This window comes from Pseudomonas sp. FEN, assembly GCF_904067045.1.
In the GTDB taxonomy this organism is placed as follows: domain Bacteria; phylum Pseudomonadota; class Gammaproteobacteria; order Pseudomonadales; family Pseudomonadaceae; genus Aquipseudomonas.
This window is the reverse complement of sequence record NZ_CAJFDC010000001.1, coordinates 528952-544084: the sequence shown is the minus strand read 5'-3', so window position 1 is coordinate 544084 and position 15133 is coordinate 528952. Positions and strand designations below refer to the sequence as shown.

Annotated in this window: 11 protein-coding genes; 3 read left to right on the top strand and 8 right to left on the bottom strand. The window is 63.0% G+C overall.

Annotation, left to right across the window (positions count from 1 at the left end; all coding sequences use genetic code 11):
- The first annotated feature begins 5 nt into the window (after nucleotides 1–5).
- Complete coding sequence (locus tag PFEN_RS02595) at nucleotides 6–3071, top strand: efflux RND transporter permease subunit (RefSeq protein ID WP_191485469.1); 3066 nt, start codon at nucleotides 6–8, stop codon at nucleotides 3069–3071.
- 238 nt (nucleotides 3072–3309) lie between these two features.
- On the opposite strand, the gene PFEN_RS02590 is transcribed toward PFEN_RS02595, so the two are convergent.
- From PFEN_RS02590 to plsB, 4 genes are all read right to left on the bottom strand, one after another.
- Complete coding sequence (locus tag PFEN_RS02590) at nucleotides 3310–3999, bottom strand: DUF4197 domain-containing protein (protein ID WP_191485468.1); 690 nt, start codon at nucleotides 3997–3999, stop codon at nucleotides 3310–3312.
- A 32-nt stretch (nucleotides 4000–4031) separates the two neighbouring features.
- Nucleotides 4032–4430 (bottom strand): YbaY family lipoprotein, encoded by a 399-nt coding sequence (locus PFEN_RS02585; RefSeq protein ID WP_191485467.1) that lies wholly within the window; start codon nucleotides 4428–4430, stop codon nucleotides 4032–4034.
- A gap of 107 nt (nucleotides 4431–4537) precedes the next feature.
- Nucleotides 4538–5158: a hypothetical protein gene (locus PFEN_RS02580; protein ID WP_191485466.1), complete on the bottom strand. Its 621-nt coding sequence runs from the start codon at nucleotides 5156–5158 to the stop codon at nucleotides 4538–4540.
- A 126-nt stretch (nucleotides 5159–5284) separates the two neighbouring features.
- Nucleotides 5285–7792 carry a glycerol-3-phosphate 1-O-acyltransferase PlsB gene (plsB, locus tag PFEN_RS02575; protein ID WP_191485465.1) on the bottom strand — a complete coding sequence of 836 codons (2508 nt, stop codon included), beginning with the start codon at nucleotides 7790–7792 and terminating at the stop codon, nucleotides 5285–5287.
- A 243-nt stretch (nucleotides 7793–8035) separates the two neighbouring features.
- On the opposite strand from plsB, the gene PFEN_RS02570 reads away from it, so the two are divergent.
- Complete coding sequence (locus PFEN_RS02570) at nucleotides 8036–8245, top strand: cold shock domain-containing protein (protein ID WP_177092989.1); 210 nt, start codon at nucleotides 8036–8038, stop codon at nucleotides 8243–8245.
- Nucleotides 8246–8434: 189 nt separating this feature from the next.
- On the opposite strand, the gene PFEN_RS02565 is transcribed toward PFEN_RS02570, so the two are convergent.
- The 4 genes from PFEN_RS02565 to PFEN_RS02550 form a co-directional block, all read right to left on the bottom strand.
- A complete protein-coding gene (locus PFEN_RS02565; protein WP_191485464.1) occupies nucleotides 8435–8812 on the bottom strand; it encodes a hypothetical protein in 378 nt (125 codons plus the stop codon).
- An 85-nt stretch (nucleotides 8813–8897) separates the two neighbouring features.
- Nucleotides 8898–9707, bottom strand: a complete 810-nt coding sequence (locus tag PFEN_RS02560) for a putative RNA methyltransferase (protein WP_191485463.1) — start codon at nucleotides 9705–9707, stop codon at nucleotides 8898–8900.
- A complete protein-coding gene (gene dapE / locus PFEN_RS02555) occupies nucleotides 9707–10858 on the bottom strand; it encodes a succinyl-diaminopimelate desuccinylase (RefSeq protein ID WP_191485462.1) in 1152 nt (383 codons plus the stop codon). Before dapE ends, PFEN_RS02560 begins: the two co-directional genes overlap by 1 nt.
- A 236-nt stretch (nucleotides 10859–11094) precedes the next feature.
- Nucleotides 11095–13686 (bottom strand): glycosyltransferase, encoded by a 2592-nt coding sequence (locus tag PFEN_RS02550; protein ID WP_191485461.1) that lies wholly within the window; start codon nucleotides 13684–13686, stop codon nucleotides 11095–11097.
- A 263-nt stretch (nucleotides 13687–13949) separates the two neighbouring features.
- Between PFEN_RS02550 and tcdA the strand changes: the two genes are divergently transcribed.
- Nucleotides 13950–14759 carry a tRNA cyclic N6-threonylcarbamoyladenosine(37) synthase TcdA gene (gene tcdA / locus PFEN_RS02545; protein WP_191485460.1) on the top strand — a complete coding sequence of 270 codons (810 nt, stop codon included), beginning with the start codon at nucleotides 13950–13952 and terminating at the stop codon, nucleotides 14757–14759.
- Nucleotides 14760–15133: the final 374 nt, after the last annotated feature.

The window sequence follows — 15133 nt, the reverse complement described above, 5'->3', positions numbered from 1 at the left end:
CCCCGATGGGTTTCAATCTTTCCGAATGGGCGTTGCGTAATCGCCAGATCGTGCTGTTCCTGATGATCCTGCTCGCGGTGGTCGGCGCCTTGTCCTACACCAAGCTGGGGCAGAGCGAAGACCCACCGTTCACCTTCAAGGCCATGGTCATCAAGACCAACTGGCCGGGCGCCACAGCCCAGGAAGTCTCGCGACAAGTCACCGAACGCATCGAAAAGAAGCTGATGGAAACCGGCGAGTACGAACGCATCGTGTCGTTCTCGCGGCCCGGGGAATCCCAGGTCACCTTCATGGCCCGGGACTCGATGCATTCCTCGCAGATTCCCGACCTCTGGTATCAGGTCCGGAAGAAAATCGGCGATATCCGCCAGACCTTGCCGCCGGACATCCAGGGGCCGTTTTTCAACGATGAGTTCGGCACCACTTTCGGCAATATCTACGCCCTGACCGGCGACGGTTTCGACTACGCGGTACTCAAGGACTACGCCGACCGGATCCAGATCCAGTTGCAGCGGGTCAAGGACGTGGGCAAGGTCGACCTGCTTGGATTGCAGGACGAAAAGGTCTGGATCGAACTGTCCAACGTCAAGCTGGCGACCCTTGGGCTGCCGCTGGCCAGCGTGCAGCAGGCCCTGCAAGAGCAGAATGCGGTGTCCACCGCCGGCTTCTTCGAGACCCCGAGCGAGCGCGTGCAACTGCGGGTCAGCGGTAACTTCAAGACGGTCGACGAGATCAAGAATTTCCCGATCCGGGTTGGCGATCGCACCTTCCGAATCGGCGATGTCGCCGAGGTGCATCGCGGCTTCAACGATCCTCCGGCACCGCGCATGCGCTTCATGGGCGAAGACGCGATTGGCCTGGCGGTGGCGATGAACGATGGCGGTGACATCCTGGTGCTGGGCAAGGCCCTGGAAGCCGAGTTCGCCCGGATCCAGAAAAGCCTGCCGGCGGGGATGAAGCTGAGCAAGGTCTCCGACCAGCCGGCCGCGGTGAAGACCGGCGTCGGCGAATTCGTCCGGGTGCTGGTGGAGGCCCTGGTCATCGTGCTGCTGGTGAGTTTCTTCTCCCTGGGCGTGCGCACCGGGATGGTCGTGGCGCTGGCGATTCCGTTGGTGCTGGCGATGACTTTTGCCGCGATGTACTACTTGGGCATCGGCCTGCACAAGATTTCCCTCGGCGCGTTGGTGCTGGCCCTTGGCTTACTGGTGGACGATGCGATCATTGCCGTGGAGATGATGGCGATCAAGATGGAGCAGGGCTTCGACCGCCTCAAGGCAGCGAGCTTTGCCTGGACCAGCACGGCATTCCCGATGCTCACCGGTACCTTGATCACCGCCGCCGGCTTCCTGCCGATTGCCACCGCGCAGTCGGGTACCGGCGAGTACACCCGCTCGATTTTCCAGGTGGTGACCCTGGCGCTGCTGGCGTCGTGGATCGCGGCGGTGGTGTTCGTGCCGTATCTGGGCGAAAAGCTGCTGCCGGACCTGGCGAAAATCCACGCCGCCAAGCACGGCGGCGAGCAACCGGACCCTTATGGCACGCCGTTCTACCAGCGGGTCAGGCGCACGGTGGAGTGGTGTGTGCGTCGGCGTAAGACTGTGATTGTGCTGACCATTGCCCTGTTTATCGGCTCGGTGCTGTTGTTCCGTTTTGTGCCGCAGCAGTTCTTCCCGGCCTCCGGGCGCCTGGAACTGATGGTCGACCTGAAGCTGGCCGAAGGCGCTTCGCTGAACAACACCACCGAACAGGTGGCGCGTCTGGAGGCCTTGCTCAAGGACCGCCCCGGCATCGACAACTACGTGGCCTATGTCGGTACTGGCTCACCGCGTTTCTACCTGCCGCTGGACCAGCAGTTGCCGGCCACCAGCTTTGCCCAGTTCGTTGTATTGGCCAAGAGCATCGAGGAGCGGGAAGCGCTGCGTACCTGGCTGATCAAGGTCCTCGACGAGCAGTTCGCCGATGTGCGGGCGCGGGTGACGCGTCTGGAGAACGGTCCTCCGGTGGGCTATCCGGTGCAGTTCCGGGTGACCGGCGAGCATATCGAGGTGGTCCGCGCCTTGGCGCGCAAGGTGGCGGCCAAGGTGCGCGAGAACCCGCACGTGACCAACGTGCATCTGGACTGGGAGGAACCGAGCAAGGTGGTCTACCTGAATGTCGACCAGGACCGGGCCCGGGCGCTGGGGGTCAGTACCGCCAACCTGTCGCGTTTCTTGCAACTGACTCTGACCGGTTCGACCGTCAGCCAGTACCGCGAGGACAACGAGTTGATCGAGATCCTCATGCGCGGCACCGCACCCGAGCGCAACGAATTGTCGGCGCTGCCGAGCCTGGCGGTACCGACGGACAACGGCACCAGCGTGGCGTTGTCACAGATCGCGACCCTGGAGTACGGTTTCGAGGAAGGCATTATCTGGCGCCGTAACCGCTTGCCGAACGTGACGATCCGCGCCGATATCTACGGCCAGGAGCAGCCGGTGAGCCTGGTCAAGCAGATCATGCCGACCCTGGACCCGATTCGCGCCGAACTGCCGGACGGCTACCTGCTGGACGTCGGCGGTACCGTGGAAGATTCGGAGCGCGGCCAGGCTTCGGTGAATGCCGGCGTGCCGTTGTTCATCGTGGTTGTGCTGACCTTGTTGATGCTGCAACTGCGCAGTTTCTCGCGGGTGGCGCTGGTGTTCCTCACCGCGCCGCTGGGGCTGATCGGGGTGACCCTGTTCCTGCTGGTGTTTCGCCAGCCATTCGGCTTTGTCGCGATGCTCGGGACCATTGCCCTGTCGGGGATGATCATGCGCAACTCGGTGATCCTGGTGGACCAGATCGAGCAGGATATCCGTGCCGGCATGTCGCAATGGCAGGCGATTATCGAGGCGACGGTGCGGCGCTTCCGGCCCATCGTGCTGACCGCCCTGGCGGCGGTGCTGGCGATGATCCCGCTGTCGCGCAGCGTGTTCTACGGGCCGATGGCGGTGGCGATCATGGGCGGGTTGATCGTAGCGACGGCTTTGACCTTATTGTTCCTGCCGGCGCTGTATGCGGGATGGTTCAGGGTGAGGAAGACCGCGCCATAAAGCGCCAGATAACCTGTGGGAGCGGTGCTTGGCGGATCGCCGCACCGCCGCGAAGCTTTTGGCGGCTTCAAGGGCCCCTTCGCGGATAAATCCGGCTCCCACCAGGTGGGTGTTCAGGCTTGAATGAACAGACCAGTTCCCACCAGGTGGGTGTTCAGGCTTGAATGAACAGACCAGTTCCCACAAGGTGGGTGCTCAGGCTTGAGTGAACAGATCGGCTCCTACAGCGTGTGTTGCGTCAAAGCGCGCCAAACACCTTCTTCGCCAGACTGGTGGCCGCCGCCGCCGGGTTGGCGCGGATGTCTTCTTCCTTCTGCGCGATCATCTTGAACAGGCCGTCCAGGGCCTTTTCCGTGACGTAGCCTTCAACGTTGGCACTCTTGGCGTCGAGTACGCCGAGGGTCGCCGCCTGCCCGGCGAACGCGTTGTATTGCTTGGCCAGGCCCACCTGGTCGGTGGCCTGCTTGACGATCGGCAGGAACTTGGCGCGGATCTGCTCGCGGCTGGTCTTGCTCAGGTACTGGGTGGCCGAATCCTTGCCACCGGTGAGGATGCCCTTGGCATCGGTCACGGTCATCTTTTTCACCGCATCCACCAACAACGCCTGGGCCTGTGGCATGGCGGCTTCCGCGGCCTTGTTCATGCTGGCTTCCAACTGGTCGACCTGGGCGCCCATGCCGAACTGTTTCATCTTGTTGGCGACCTTGCCGAGGCTGCCCGGCAGTTCGATCTTCACTTCAGGGTTGTTGCTGAAACCACCCGGTTTGCCGAGGTTGGTCACGGCCGCCACGGCACCCTGGGCCAGAGCATCCTTGAGGCCGCCGGACGCTTGGTCCTGGCTGAGACTGCCCAGGGACAAGGCCAGGGCGTTGACGGAAATCAGCAGGCCCGCACAGAGGCCAGCCAGACGAAGGGAGGGACGGAGCATGTAAGCTTCCTTGTTGGGGTCGGTTAAGGAAATCAGCGCACCGAGTCGACCCGGATGCGCAAGGGTTGTGGATCCTGGCCATTCAATTGAACGCCCTGATGCCGGCTACTGATAAACAGTAACTGGCCGTCGAGTTCGATGCGAGCGCTGATCGAATAACGATGGCCGGGCTTGACCTGGGCCGGGTCGTAGCTGAGGTGAAACGGCAAGGGCACCTGGCCTTTGACCGGGCCTTTCTGCTCGGCCAGGAGCACCGCCGGGGCGTCGGCCAGGGACACGTCCCGCAAGCTGACGCTCAGCACCGCCGTGGGCGGCAGGGCGCTGCGTTGCAAGTAGAACACCTCTCCGTCAAGGTGCGCGCTGGCACTCGGGGCCATGCTTTGACAGGCGCCGAGCAATACGCTCAGGCACAGCAGGGAAAGCTTTTTCATGATGGCTTCTCACGAGGTCATGGCGCCAGAAGTAACCTGGCGCCAGCCAGTAAGAATCTAACGGATTTATCGGCAAACGCCAGTTTTCGAAAAACGCTGGAATGTACTCAAGCGCTGAGTATCAGGCTTTGCGGTTTCTCCCTGCGCAGCACCACCGTCCGCGGAATCGGTTTCATGGTGAATTTGCGCCGGCCACCGAAGGTGCCCTGGGTTTCGTAGGTCTGGCCCGGCTTGACCTTGCTCACGTCGTAACGCAGGTAGCGCGGGATCGAGCCCTTGAAGAAAGTGATTTCCTCGCTGAGGACATGCACCGGAATACCGGGTTCGGTCTGGGCCACCAATCGCAGGGTCGCCAGGGTATTGTCCTGCGTGCCGATCATCGGCACCAACGCGGCGCTGAGGTACAGGTATCCCGGCGGGCTCAGGTGGAAGATTTCCTCCTGATTGTCCCGGCGCCAGCGGAAGCTGTACTTGATATCCGGCAGCAGCGAGGTGCCGGCGACGCTCATGTCGATGTCGATCTCGACCTTGCAGTTGCGCTTGAGGTCCGCCGGCAGTTCGAAGGTGAAACGCCACGGCGATTGGGCCGGAAGCCGAGCGCTGGTCCAGGTTCCCAGCAGGGTGTCGGTGCAGCGGTTGCGCAGGGTGATACGGGTTTCGGCCCTGGCCGGGATCGAATAGTCCGCAGGGAAATGGAAAACAGCGGTCACGAGGTTTTTTGCAGTCATCTCGATGTCCTTATCGAACGCGCCAAAAGCGACGCAAGATTGAGTCTACACGCGCCTTCGGACTTGAAAACGGCCAGGGAAGCATCCTTGCTGCTTTACCGAATCGTCTGACTGGGGCGGTTGGTCTTATCCCACTTCAATGCCTTGATCGGGGCGTTGTTCGTCGGCATCTTCGCTGCGATGCAGCGCAACCTGGCGAATCGACAAGCGGATTTCCGCCGGCAGCACCCTTTTCGCCGCTCCCTCGGCCAGCTCGCCGAGCAGTGGGTGATAGCCCAGCTTGCCATTGGCGTCGCGGCGCAGGACCTCGAGGTCGAGCAGGGTCTGGATGAAGTGACGGAACAGGCTCTTGTCGAAGAACTCCGGGGCGTTCAGGCCGTGGAGAATCGACAGGCGCTGGGCCATGACCGTGCACAGGTCTTCCAGCTCCTCGGCACTGATGCTGTGCTGGCCGCTGTTGAGCAGCAGCGAGATGGCCATGTAGAAGCGTTGCAGGGTCTGGGCGATGCTCCGCGACAGCAGGGTCAACAGCACGAAGTGCCGCGAGCTTGGCGCCGGTCGCAGGTAGACCTCGTTCTCCAGGCGCAACAGACCCTGTTCGACGAAAGCCTCCAGCCATTGGTCGACCACCGCGTCCAGTTCATCGAGTGACCAGCGGATGAACAGTTCCGCCTGCAGGTAGGGATAGAGCGCGCGGGTGTAGCGCAGGATCTGCTCGCGGCTCATGCGCGTGGCACTCTGGAAGAAGCTCGCCAGCAATGAGGGCAGGGCGAAGATATGCAGCACGTTGTTGCGGTAATAGGTCATCAGGACGGCGTTCTGCTCGTCCAGGTAGAGGATCTTGCCCAGGGCGTCGCTTTGCTCGGCCAGCAGGTCCATGTCCTTGACGTGCTGGATCAGCGCGCGGCCATCACCTTCCGGCAAGGTCGTGTGCGGCGAGTAGGGCACGCGGCGCAACAGCGCCAGGTAAAGGTCGAGCACCCGGGCCATGGCGCGGTCGTCGAGGGCCAGGCGGGTGGTCGAGAGCAGGGCCAGGGCTATCAGGTTCACCGGGTTGATCGCCGCGGCTTCGTTCAGATGGCGGGCCACGCGCTCACCGAGGCGGTGGGTGGCTTGGTTGAGCCAGGCCGGGCGGAATTGCGGGCCCAACGCCTGGGCGCGCCAGTCCGGTTGTTCCTGATCGAGGAACTCGGCCAGTTTGATCGGCTCGCCGAAGTTGACCGCGACCTGGCCGAAGCGCTGCTTGAGCGCCCCGATGACCTTGAAGATGTCGAAGATCGACTCTTTCTTCTTGCTCGCGCCGCGCAGTTCGCCGAGGTAGGTCCGTCCTTCCAGGACCCGCTCGTAGCCGATGTACACCGGGATGAAGACGATGGGCATGCGCGAGGAACGCAGGAAGCTGCGCAGGGTGATGGCCAGCATGCCGGTCTTCGGTTGCAGCATGCGCCCGGTGCGCGAGCGGCCACCCTCGACGAAGTACTCCACCGGGAAACCCTTGGTGAACAGGGTGTGCAGGTATTCATTGAACACCGAAGTGTAGAGCGGGTTGCCCTTGAAGGTGCGGCGCATGAAGAACGCCCCGCCGCGGCGCAGCAGGCTGCCGATCACCGGCATGTTGAGGTTGATCCCGGCGGCGATGTGCGGCGGGGTCAGGCCGTTGCGAAACAGCAGGTAGGACAGCAGCAGGTAGTCGATATGGCTGCGGTGGCAGGGTACGTAGATGACTTCGTGGCCTTGGGCCACGGCCTGCACGCCTTCGATATGGTTGACCTTGATGCCGTCGTAGATCTTGTTCCAGAACCAGCTCAGTACCACTTCGAGGAAGCGGATCGCGGTGTAGGTGTAGTCCGAGGCGATCTCGTTGCCGTAGCGCAGGGCCTGGGCCTGGGCTTTTTCCACTGAGATGTTCTCGCGCTGGGCTTCTTCGACGATCGCCTGGCGCACCAGCGGTTCGTTGACCAGGCCCTTGACCAGGTTGCGCCGGTGGGAGATGTCCGGACCGATGACCGCGGCCTTGAGGTTGCGCAGGTGCACCCGCAGGATGCGCTGGGCCATGCGCACGGTACGCTCGTGACCCTTGTTGTGCTCGATCAGGCCCCGCAGATGGATCGGCGCGGAGAATTGCACGCGGGTCTTGCGCCCGAGAATCAGGATGCTCAGCAGACGGCGCAGGCGCCCGGTGACCGCCCAACTGTCGGCGAACAGCAGTTTCCAGGGGCTCGATTCGCTGTCCGGCGACTGGCCCCAGAACACGCTCACCGGGACGATCAGCGCATCTTCGGCGGCATTTTCGCTCAAGGCGCTGACCAGCCGGTTCAGCGTCGGTGGTGCCCCGCGTTTGTCCTGGCGGCCCAGCCAGTCGGGTTCGGGGGTCAGGTAGAAAAACGCTGCTGGTTCCACCAGTGTGCCGACCGCCACCGGCAGTACCGGGCGCGGCAGGCCGGCCTTGGTGCATTCGTGGTCGACCACGGCGAGGTCGGTCAGCGACGGTGATTGCAGGACGTAGAAGACTGGCCGGCTGCGGTCGAGGTTGAGGGTCAGCGACGACTGGTTGATCGTCTCCGAGCGCACCCACAGGTACAGGAGGCGACGCAAGGTACCAAACACGAGACGGCGGAACGGGGAACGGGTCATACGGCATCTGCAGGCAAGTGGAGTGAACCGAGCGTTTGCTCGGCGGCTAGTGTGCCGTATTCACCCAGGATCGGCAAAAACGCGGCGAACTAATATTGATTGAGAGTTTTTTGACCTGTCCTATACTCAGAGGTTCGCCATGAACGGCAGGACTCATCCGCACAGCACGACGTTCAGGCGACGATCCATGAAGGGCTCTTCGAGCCGGGCCCATTCCACAATAACAAGACGGAGTACGGATTCATGGCAACGCGCGAGACAGGCAATGTGAAGTGGTTCAACGACGCCAAGGGTTACGGTTTCATTCAGCGTGAAGACGGAGCGGATGTGTTTGTGCACTACCGCGCGATTCGTGGCGAAGGCCACCGCTCCCTGGCGGAAGGGCAGCAGGTGGAGTACGCGCTGGTGGAAGGCCAGAAAGGTCTGCAGGCCGAGGATGTGGTCGGGCTGTAACCGCCGATGTGATGCTGTTGAAGGGCCTATTGTGGCGAGCGGGCTTGCCCGCGCTGGGCTGCGAAGCAGCCCCAAAACCGGCTGACGCGGTCTTTCAGCCGATTGACGACGGCTTCGCCGCCGAGCGCGGGCAAGCCCTCTCGCCACAGGGGCCCGCTCGGCACACAGACTCCGTGCCCGCAGTCAGCATCAGGCGGTACGCCAGGTGATCTCTTCTTCGCCATCGGCACTGATGCGGATCCAGCGATCGGCGGTCTCCTCGCCTTCCTCCTCGACCCAGCTCCCCGGGGCGCAACGCACTTCCACGTTCAGCGCGGCAAAGGCGGCGCGGGCGCAGGCGATGTCGTCATCCCATGGGGTCTGGTCGCTTTCCAGGTACAAGCTGTTCCATTTGCCCACGGCCTTGGGCAGCCAGGTCACCGGCACGCCGCCGGCCAGGCACTTCCAGGTCTGGCCTTTCTGGCTCCAGTCGCTGCAAGGGCCCAGCGCGGCGCCGAGCCAGGTGGCAATGGCCTTGTGGTCGACGTCGTCGTCCTTGAGGTAAATCTCGATATCGGGCTGGCGCATGGAAGTCCTCGCTGTGGCTGTTCGAAAAATCCATTCGCGGATTTTGTCGGCCTTGAACCACTGTTCAAGGCCATGAATAGTGGATTTATTGTAAGACGAAGTAATCGTAACGCATCGAGATGCTGACCTCGAACGGCTCAGGCTGTTCGATGACCCGTGCCCGGCGCTCGGCACTCGCGCGCCAGCCGTGAGGGGTCATGGCCAGCAGATTCGCCCGGTCCTGGGCGTTGGCCAGGCTCAGCTTGAACGCCAGTACTTCGCTGTGCTCCAGCGCCATGCCGGCGGGCACCAACGCCAGGTGCTTGTCGTCGGTGTACTCGCGCACTTCATCGTACAGACGTTCACGCAGTTCCATCAGATGACCGCTGGTCGGCCCGACTTTCATCAGGCCGCCCCCGCGGCTCAGCAGGCGCTTGGCCTCCTGCCAGTCCAGCGGGCTGAATACGCTGGCGATGAACTGGCAACTGGCGTCGGCCAAGGGCACCCGCGCCATGCTGGCGATCAACCAGGTCAGTCGCGGGTTGCGTCGACAGGCACGCTTGACCGCCTCGCGGGAAATATCCAGCGCATAGCCGTCGGCCGCGGGCAGGGCCTCGGCCAGTTGCGCGGTGTAGTAGCCCTCGCCGCAGCCGATATCGACCCAGCGTCCCGGCGCCCGCTCGGCGGCCAGTTCCGCCAGGCGGCGGGCCACCGGTGCGTAATGGCCGGCGTTGAGGAAATCGCGCCGGGCCTCGACCATGGCCAGGTTGTCGCCCGGGTCGCGACTGTTCTTGTGCTGGACCGGCAGCAGGTTCAGGTAACCCTGGCGCGCGCGGTCGAAACGATGCCCGAGCGGACAGGCCACGCCATTGTCGACCGCGCTCAGGGGCGCGGAGCAGAGTGGGCAGGTAAGCATCAGGCAAGCAACTTGATCAGGGTCTGGTAGTAGATCTCGGTGAGCACGTCGAGGTCGCTGGCCAGGACCCGCTCATTGACCTGATGGATCGTCGCGTTGACCGGGCCCAGCTCGACCACCTGGGTGCCGAGGGTGGCGATAAACCGACCGTCGGAGGTCCCGCCGCTGGTGGAGGCCTGGGTTTCGCGCCCGGTGACTGCCTTGATACTCGCCGACACCGCATCGAGCAGCGCGCCCGGTTCGGTGAGGAACGGCAGGCCGGACAGTGCCCATTCCACGTGCCAGTCCAGGCCGTGCTTGTCGAGGATCGCCGCGACCCGCTGTTGCAGGCCTTCGACGCTGGACTCGGTGGAGAAGCGGAAGTTGAACAGTGCCACCAGTTCGCCGGCGATCACGTTGGTCGCGCCGGTCCCTGAGTTGAGGTTGGAAATCTGGAAGCTGGTGGGTGGGAAGAACGCGTTGCCGTCGTCCCAGTGCTCGGCGGCCAGTTCGGCCAGGGCCGGGGCGGCCAGGTGGATCGGGTTTTTCGCCAGGTGCGGGTAGGCCACATGGCCTTGCACGCCGCGTACGGTAAGACGGGCACCGAGGGAACCGCGCCGGCCGTTTTTCACCACGTCACCGACCAGGGTCGTGCTCGACGGCTCACCGACGATGCACCAGTCCAGGCGCTCGTTACGCGCCGCCAGGCGCTCGACCACGGCCTTGGTGCCGTGATGGGCCGGGCCTTCTTCGTCGCTGGTGATCAGGAAGGCGACCGAGCCCTTGTGGTCCGGGTAGGCGGCGACAAAACGCTCGGCGGCCACCAGCATGGCTGCCAGGCTGCCTTTCATGTCGGCCGCGCCACGTCCGCAGAGCATGCCGTGTTCGTCGATCAGTGCATCGAACGGATCATTCTGCCAGGCCTGCACCGGACCGGTGGGCACTACGTCGGTGTGACCGGCAAAGCACAGCACCGGGCCCGCCTGTTGGCCATGGGTGGCCCAGAAGTTGTCGACGTCTTCGATCCGCATCGGTTCGAGCTTGAAACCGGCATCGCCCAGGCGCTGCATCATCAGCTTCTGGCAGTCGGCGTCGACCGGTGTCACGGAAGGGCGGCGGATCAGGTCGCAAGCGAGTTGCAGGGTCGGCGAAAGGTCGGCGTGGGCCGTCATGGCAAAGCTCCGAAACGGGTATGTATGTAGGAGCGAGCTTGCTCCGGGCAGCGCTCCGAGACGATAGGCGTTAACGATAACGCGGGGAGCCTGAACCCCCGCGGAGCCTGAACTATCATCGCGAGCAATCGAGCGTCGACCGGCTGCTCCTACAGGAATATAGAGGTGCGCAAAAGGTGGATATCTTAAAGCAAAACGGCGACCCGCAGGCCGCCGTTTCGTGCAGTGCGTCGCGATTAGGCGAGCGCCGCCGGCTCTTGCGCGCTGGCCGGTTTCGGCAGCGAGGAAACAAACGCCATGATCAGCGCCGCGAGGTACGGCAGCGACTGCACCAGCAACATGACCACCCAGAAGCGCATGTCGTAGCTCGGTAAGCCATTCACCAGGCAGATCCCCAGCGCCGCGGCCCACAGCAGCAGCATGATGAACATCTCTTCCCGGGCTTCCGAAATCGCCACCCAGAGGCCGTGGTTATCGGCGTTTTTCGGTGTGCGGAAGAACGGGATGCTGCTGGTGAAGAAGCCGTACAGCACCGCCTTGGCGATGGTGTGCGACAAGGCCAGGCCAGCCAGCGCGGCGGCGAAGGCATCTTTCATGTTGACCCCGACCGCGCGGCGGTAAAGGAACAGGATCTTGCCGACCTTGAAGGCGAACAGCGCCAATGGTGGGATCGCGAAAATCAACAGCGGCGGATCGACCTGTTTCGGCACGATGATCATCGCCGCCGACCAGAGCAGGGCACCGACGGTGAAGAAAATGTTCATGCCGTCGGCGACCCACGGCAGCCAGCCCGCGAGGAAGTGATAGCGCTGGCCGCGGGTCAGTTCGGTGTCCTTGCCGCGCAGCAGGCTGGCGGTATGCCGCTTGATGATCTGGATCGCCCCGTAGGCCCAGCGGAAACGCTGTTTCTTGAAGTCGATAAAGGTATCCGGCATCAAGCCCTTGCCGTAGCTCTCGTGGTGATAAGCCGCCGACAGGCCTTTCTCGAACACCCGCAGGCCCAGCTCGGCGTCTTCGCAGATGCACCAGTCGGCCCAGCCCAGTTCTTCCAGGACCGAGCGCCGGGTCATGGTCATGGTGCCGTGCTGGATGATCGCGTCGCGGTCGTTGCGGGTGACCATGCCGATATGGAAGAAGCCTTTGTATTCCGAGTAGCAGAGCTTCTTGAAGGTGCTTTCGTTCTGGTCGCGATAATCCTGCGGCGATTGCACGATGGCGATCTTCGGATCGGCGAAGTGCGGCACCATGTGCTTGAGCCAGTTGCGGTCGACACAGTAGTCCGAGTCGATCACCGCGATGACTTCGGCGTCCTTGGCGGTGTGCGGGATCAGGTAGTTCAGTGCCCCACCCTTGAACCCGGCCAGCGGCGCGACGTGGAAGAAGCGGAAGCGCGGGCCGAGGGTTTCGCAATAAGCCTGCACCGGTTCCCAGACCGCCGGATCCTTGGTGTTGTTGTCGATGATCAGGACTTCGTAGTCCGGGTAATCGAGGGCCGCCAGGGCGTCGAGGGTCTGTTTGACCATTTCCGGCGGCTCGTTGTAGCACGGCACGTGGATCGAGACTTTCGGCCGGTAGTCCGAGTCGCCTACCACCGGCAGGAATTCACGTCGGCGCTTGTGGGTCCAGACTGCCTCGGCCAGTTCGTGGGCCTCGGTCAGCAGGACGATAAACACGCCCAGGGCGCCGATAGCCAGCAAGAAGCCCACCGTCAGGCTGAACCAGGTGCTGTATTGCTGGCTGTAGTCGTAGCCGATCCATACCAGCACCGAACCGCAGAGGAACGCGATAAAGGTCAGGAAGGTCCGTCCGCGCTGACGCAGGGCCGAGCCGTCGATCATCAGCAGGGTCAGCGAGAGCAACGCCAGCACCACCGAGCCGATGGCCAGGACGCGCCATTGCGGGATCGCTACCACCGGGCCTTCGAAGTTGAACTTCTGCTGGCGCGCGGCGTTGAACACGCCCCAGTAGGCGCCTACCGAACCCTCGTCGCTGGCCTTCCACGGCTGGTCGAAGGCTTCGATCACGAAGTAGTTGAAGCCCTGGCGGTTAAGCTTGTTGACCAGGGTGCGCAGGTAGATGGCCTGGTCGGCCTGGGTCGCTTCGGCACCGCCACGCACGCGGCCATTGCTCGGCCAGCCGACTTCCGATAGCAACAGCGGCTTTTTCGGGAACATGCGCTTGAGTTCGCGGGCGCGATCCAGCACGTACTGGCCGGACTTCTCCATCGGGATGAACTCCCAGTAGGGCAGGATGTGCGCGGCGATCAGGTCGACGTGCTTGGCCAGTTCCGGGTTGCGTTCCCAGATATGCCACTGTTCGGAGGTGGTCACCGGCACCTTGACGGCGGCCCGCACGCGGTCGAGCAGCACGCCGAGTTCCTTGGCGGTGATTTCCTTGCGGAAGATCGCCTCGTTGCCGACCACCACGCGTACCACGCTGCGGCTGCTGTTGGCCAGTTCGATGGCTCGGGTGATTTCGCGCTCGTTGCGTTCCTGGTCCGGACTGATCCAGATCCCCAGGGTCACCCGCAGGCCGAATTCTTCGGCGAGCTTGGGAATGTCCTGTAGGGTGCCGTCGACCGAATAGATACGGATGTTGTCGGTCAGCTTGCTCATGATCTCCAGGTCGCGACGCATATCATCGTCGGTCGGGTACTGTTCTTTCTGCGGGAATTGACCCTGCTGGAAAGGCGAGTAGGAGAAGCCGGCAATCTGTTCGGGCCAGTCAGGCGCCGAAACCGGGCGGTTGATCAGCGCCCAGAAACCGGTGAACAGTGCGGCAATGGCCAACACCACGACCAGGTTGAGTCCAAATTTACGCGATGACATAGGTATTTCGGGTTCCGAAAAGGGCTAGAACAGGGAACAGAGCGGCGCGCATCCTACACTTGCTATCCGTCGAGCGTACAGCACCGTAGGTACAAGCAGGCATTGGGCAATGGCGCGAGGTTTAAGTTCTTTCCTTGTTTGTTGTAGCGCTATTCTCGTCAAAACGTTGTGATTTGACACTTGTCGCCGACCATTCATAGGCTGGAGATGTCCGTCGCCTACGCCCGGCCCTATAATGCGCGCCGGTTTTTTGGGTAATGGTCATGAGTGCAGAAGATCCGCGGTTTGCCGGCGTTGCCCGGTTGTATGGCATTGAAGGTCTGGAACGGCTGAAGGCCGCCCATGTGGCGATCGTCGGCGTCGGTGGTGTCGGTTCCTGGGCCGCCGAGGCCATTGCCCGGTGCGGTGTCGGTGAGATCTCGCTGTTCGATCTGGACGATGTCTGCGTCAGCAACAGCAATCGCCAGTTGCATGCCCTGGACAGTACCGTGGGGCGGGCCAAGGTCGAGGTCATGGCCGAGCGCCTGAAGGGCATCAACCCGGACTGCCGGGTACACGCGGTGAGTGATTTCGTCACCCGCGAGACCATGGCCGAGTACATCACCACGGACATCGACTGTGTGATCGACTGCATCGACAGCGTCAATGCCAAGGCGGCGCTGATCGCCTGGTGCAAGCGGCGCAAGATCCAGATCATCACCACCGGCGGTGCCGGTGGGCAGATCGACCCGACGCTGATCCAGGTCTGCGACCTGAACCGCACGTTCAATGATCCCCTGGCCTCGAAAGTGCGTTCGACCTTGCGTCGCGACTACGGCTTTTCGCGCACGGTGACCCGCCACTACAGCGTGCCTTGCGTGTTTTCCACGGAGCAGCTGCGTTATCCGAAGCCCGATGGCAGCATTTGCCTGCAGAAGAGTTTTGTCGGCGATGGGGTGAAGCTGGACTGCGCCGGTGGTTTCGGGGCGGTGATGATGGTGACGGCGACCTTCGGCATGGTCGCGGCGACCAAGGCGGTGGACAAGATCGTCGCGGGCATGCGCCGGCCGGCGGATCGGCTCAAACCTGAGTAGCAGATGGACGCCCTTGTGGCGAGTGGGCTTGCCCACGTTGGGGGCGAAGACCCCGAAAAACCGGTTGATGCGGTCTCCCGCGGTGGATCTATTGCATGAGCCGATATACGCATTCTAGCTGACACAGCGGAGCGGCTGGTTTTAGGGCGGCTTCGCCCCCCAGCGCGGGCAAGCCCGCTCGCCACACTTGAGGGCTATTGCGTCAACTCACGCATCCGCTGCGGCACGGTATCAGTACTGTAGGCGCAGGGCTTGTCGGAACGTCGCACCGCCGCGAAGGGGACCGCCCTTGTGGCGAGTGGGCTTGCCCACGTTGGGGGCGAAGACCCCCAAAAACCGGTTGATGCGGTCTCCCGCGGTGGATCTATTGCATG

Bases quoted from the DNA above. Each gene is read 5' to 3' on its own strand.
- PFEN_RS02595 (WP_191485469.1), top strand. From the start codon at position 6: ATGGGTTTCAATCTTTCCGAATGGGCGTTGCGTAATCGCCAGATCGTG.
- PFEN_RS02590 (WP_191485468.1), bottom strand. From the start codon at position 3,999: ATGCTCCGTCCCTCCCTTCGTCTGGCTGGCCTCTGTGCGGGCCTGCTG.
- PFEN_RS02585 (WP_191485467.1), bottom strand. From the start codon at position 4,430: ATGAAAAAGCTTTCCCTGCTGTGCCTGAGCGTATTGCTCGGCGCCTGT.
- PFEN_RS02580 (WP_191485466.1), bottom strand. From the start codon at position 5,158: ATGACTGCAAAAAACCTCGTGACCGCTGTTTTCCATTTCCCTGCGGAC.
- plsB (WP_191485465.1), bottom strand. From the start codon at position 7,792: ATGACCCGTTCCCCGTTCCGCCGTCTCGTGTTTGGTACCTTGCGTCGC.
- PFEN_RS02570 (WP_177092989.1), top strand. From the start codon at position 8,036: ATGGCAACGCGCGAGACAGGCAATGTGAAGTGGTTCAACGACGCCAAG.
- PFEN_RS02565 (WP_191485464.1), bottom strand. From the start codon at position 8,812: ATGCGCCAGCCCGATATCGAGATTTACCTCAAGGACGACGACGTCGAC.
- PFEN_RS02560 (WP_191485463.1), bottom strand. From the start codon at position 9,707: ATGCTTACCTGCCCACTCTGCTCCGCGCCCCTGAGCGCGGTCGACAAT.
- dapE (WP_191485462.1), bottom strand. From the start codon at position 10,858: ATGACGGCCCACGCCGACCTTTCGCCGACCCTGCAACTCGCTTGCGAC.
- PFEN_RS02550 (WP_191485461.1), bottom strand. From the start codon at position 13,686: ATGTCATCGCGTAAATTTGGACTCAACCTGGTCGTGGTGTTGGCCATT.
- tcdA (WP_191485460.1), top strand. From the start codon at position 13,950: ATGAGTGCAGAAGATCCGCGGTTTGCCGGCGTTGCCCGGTTGTATGGC.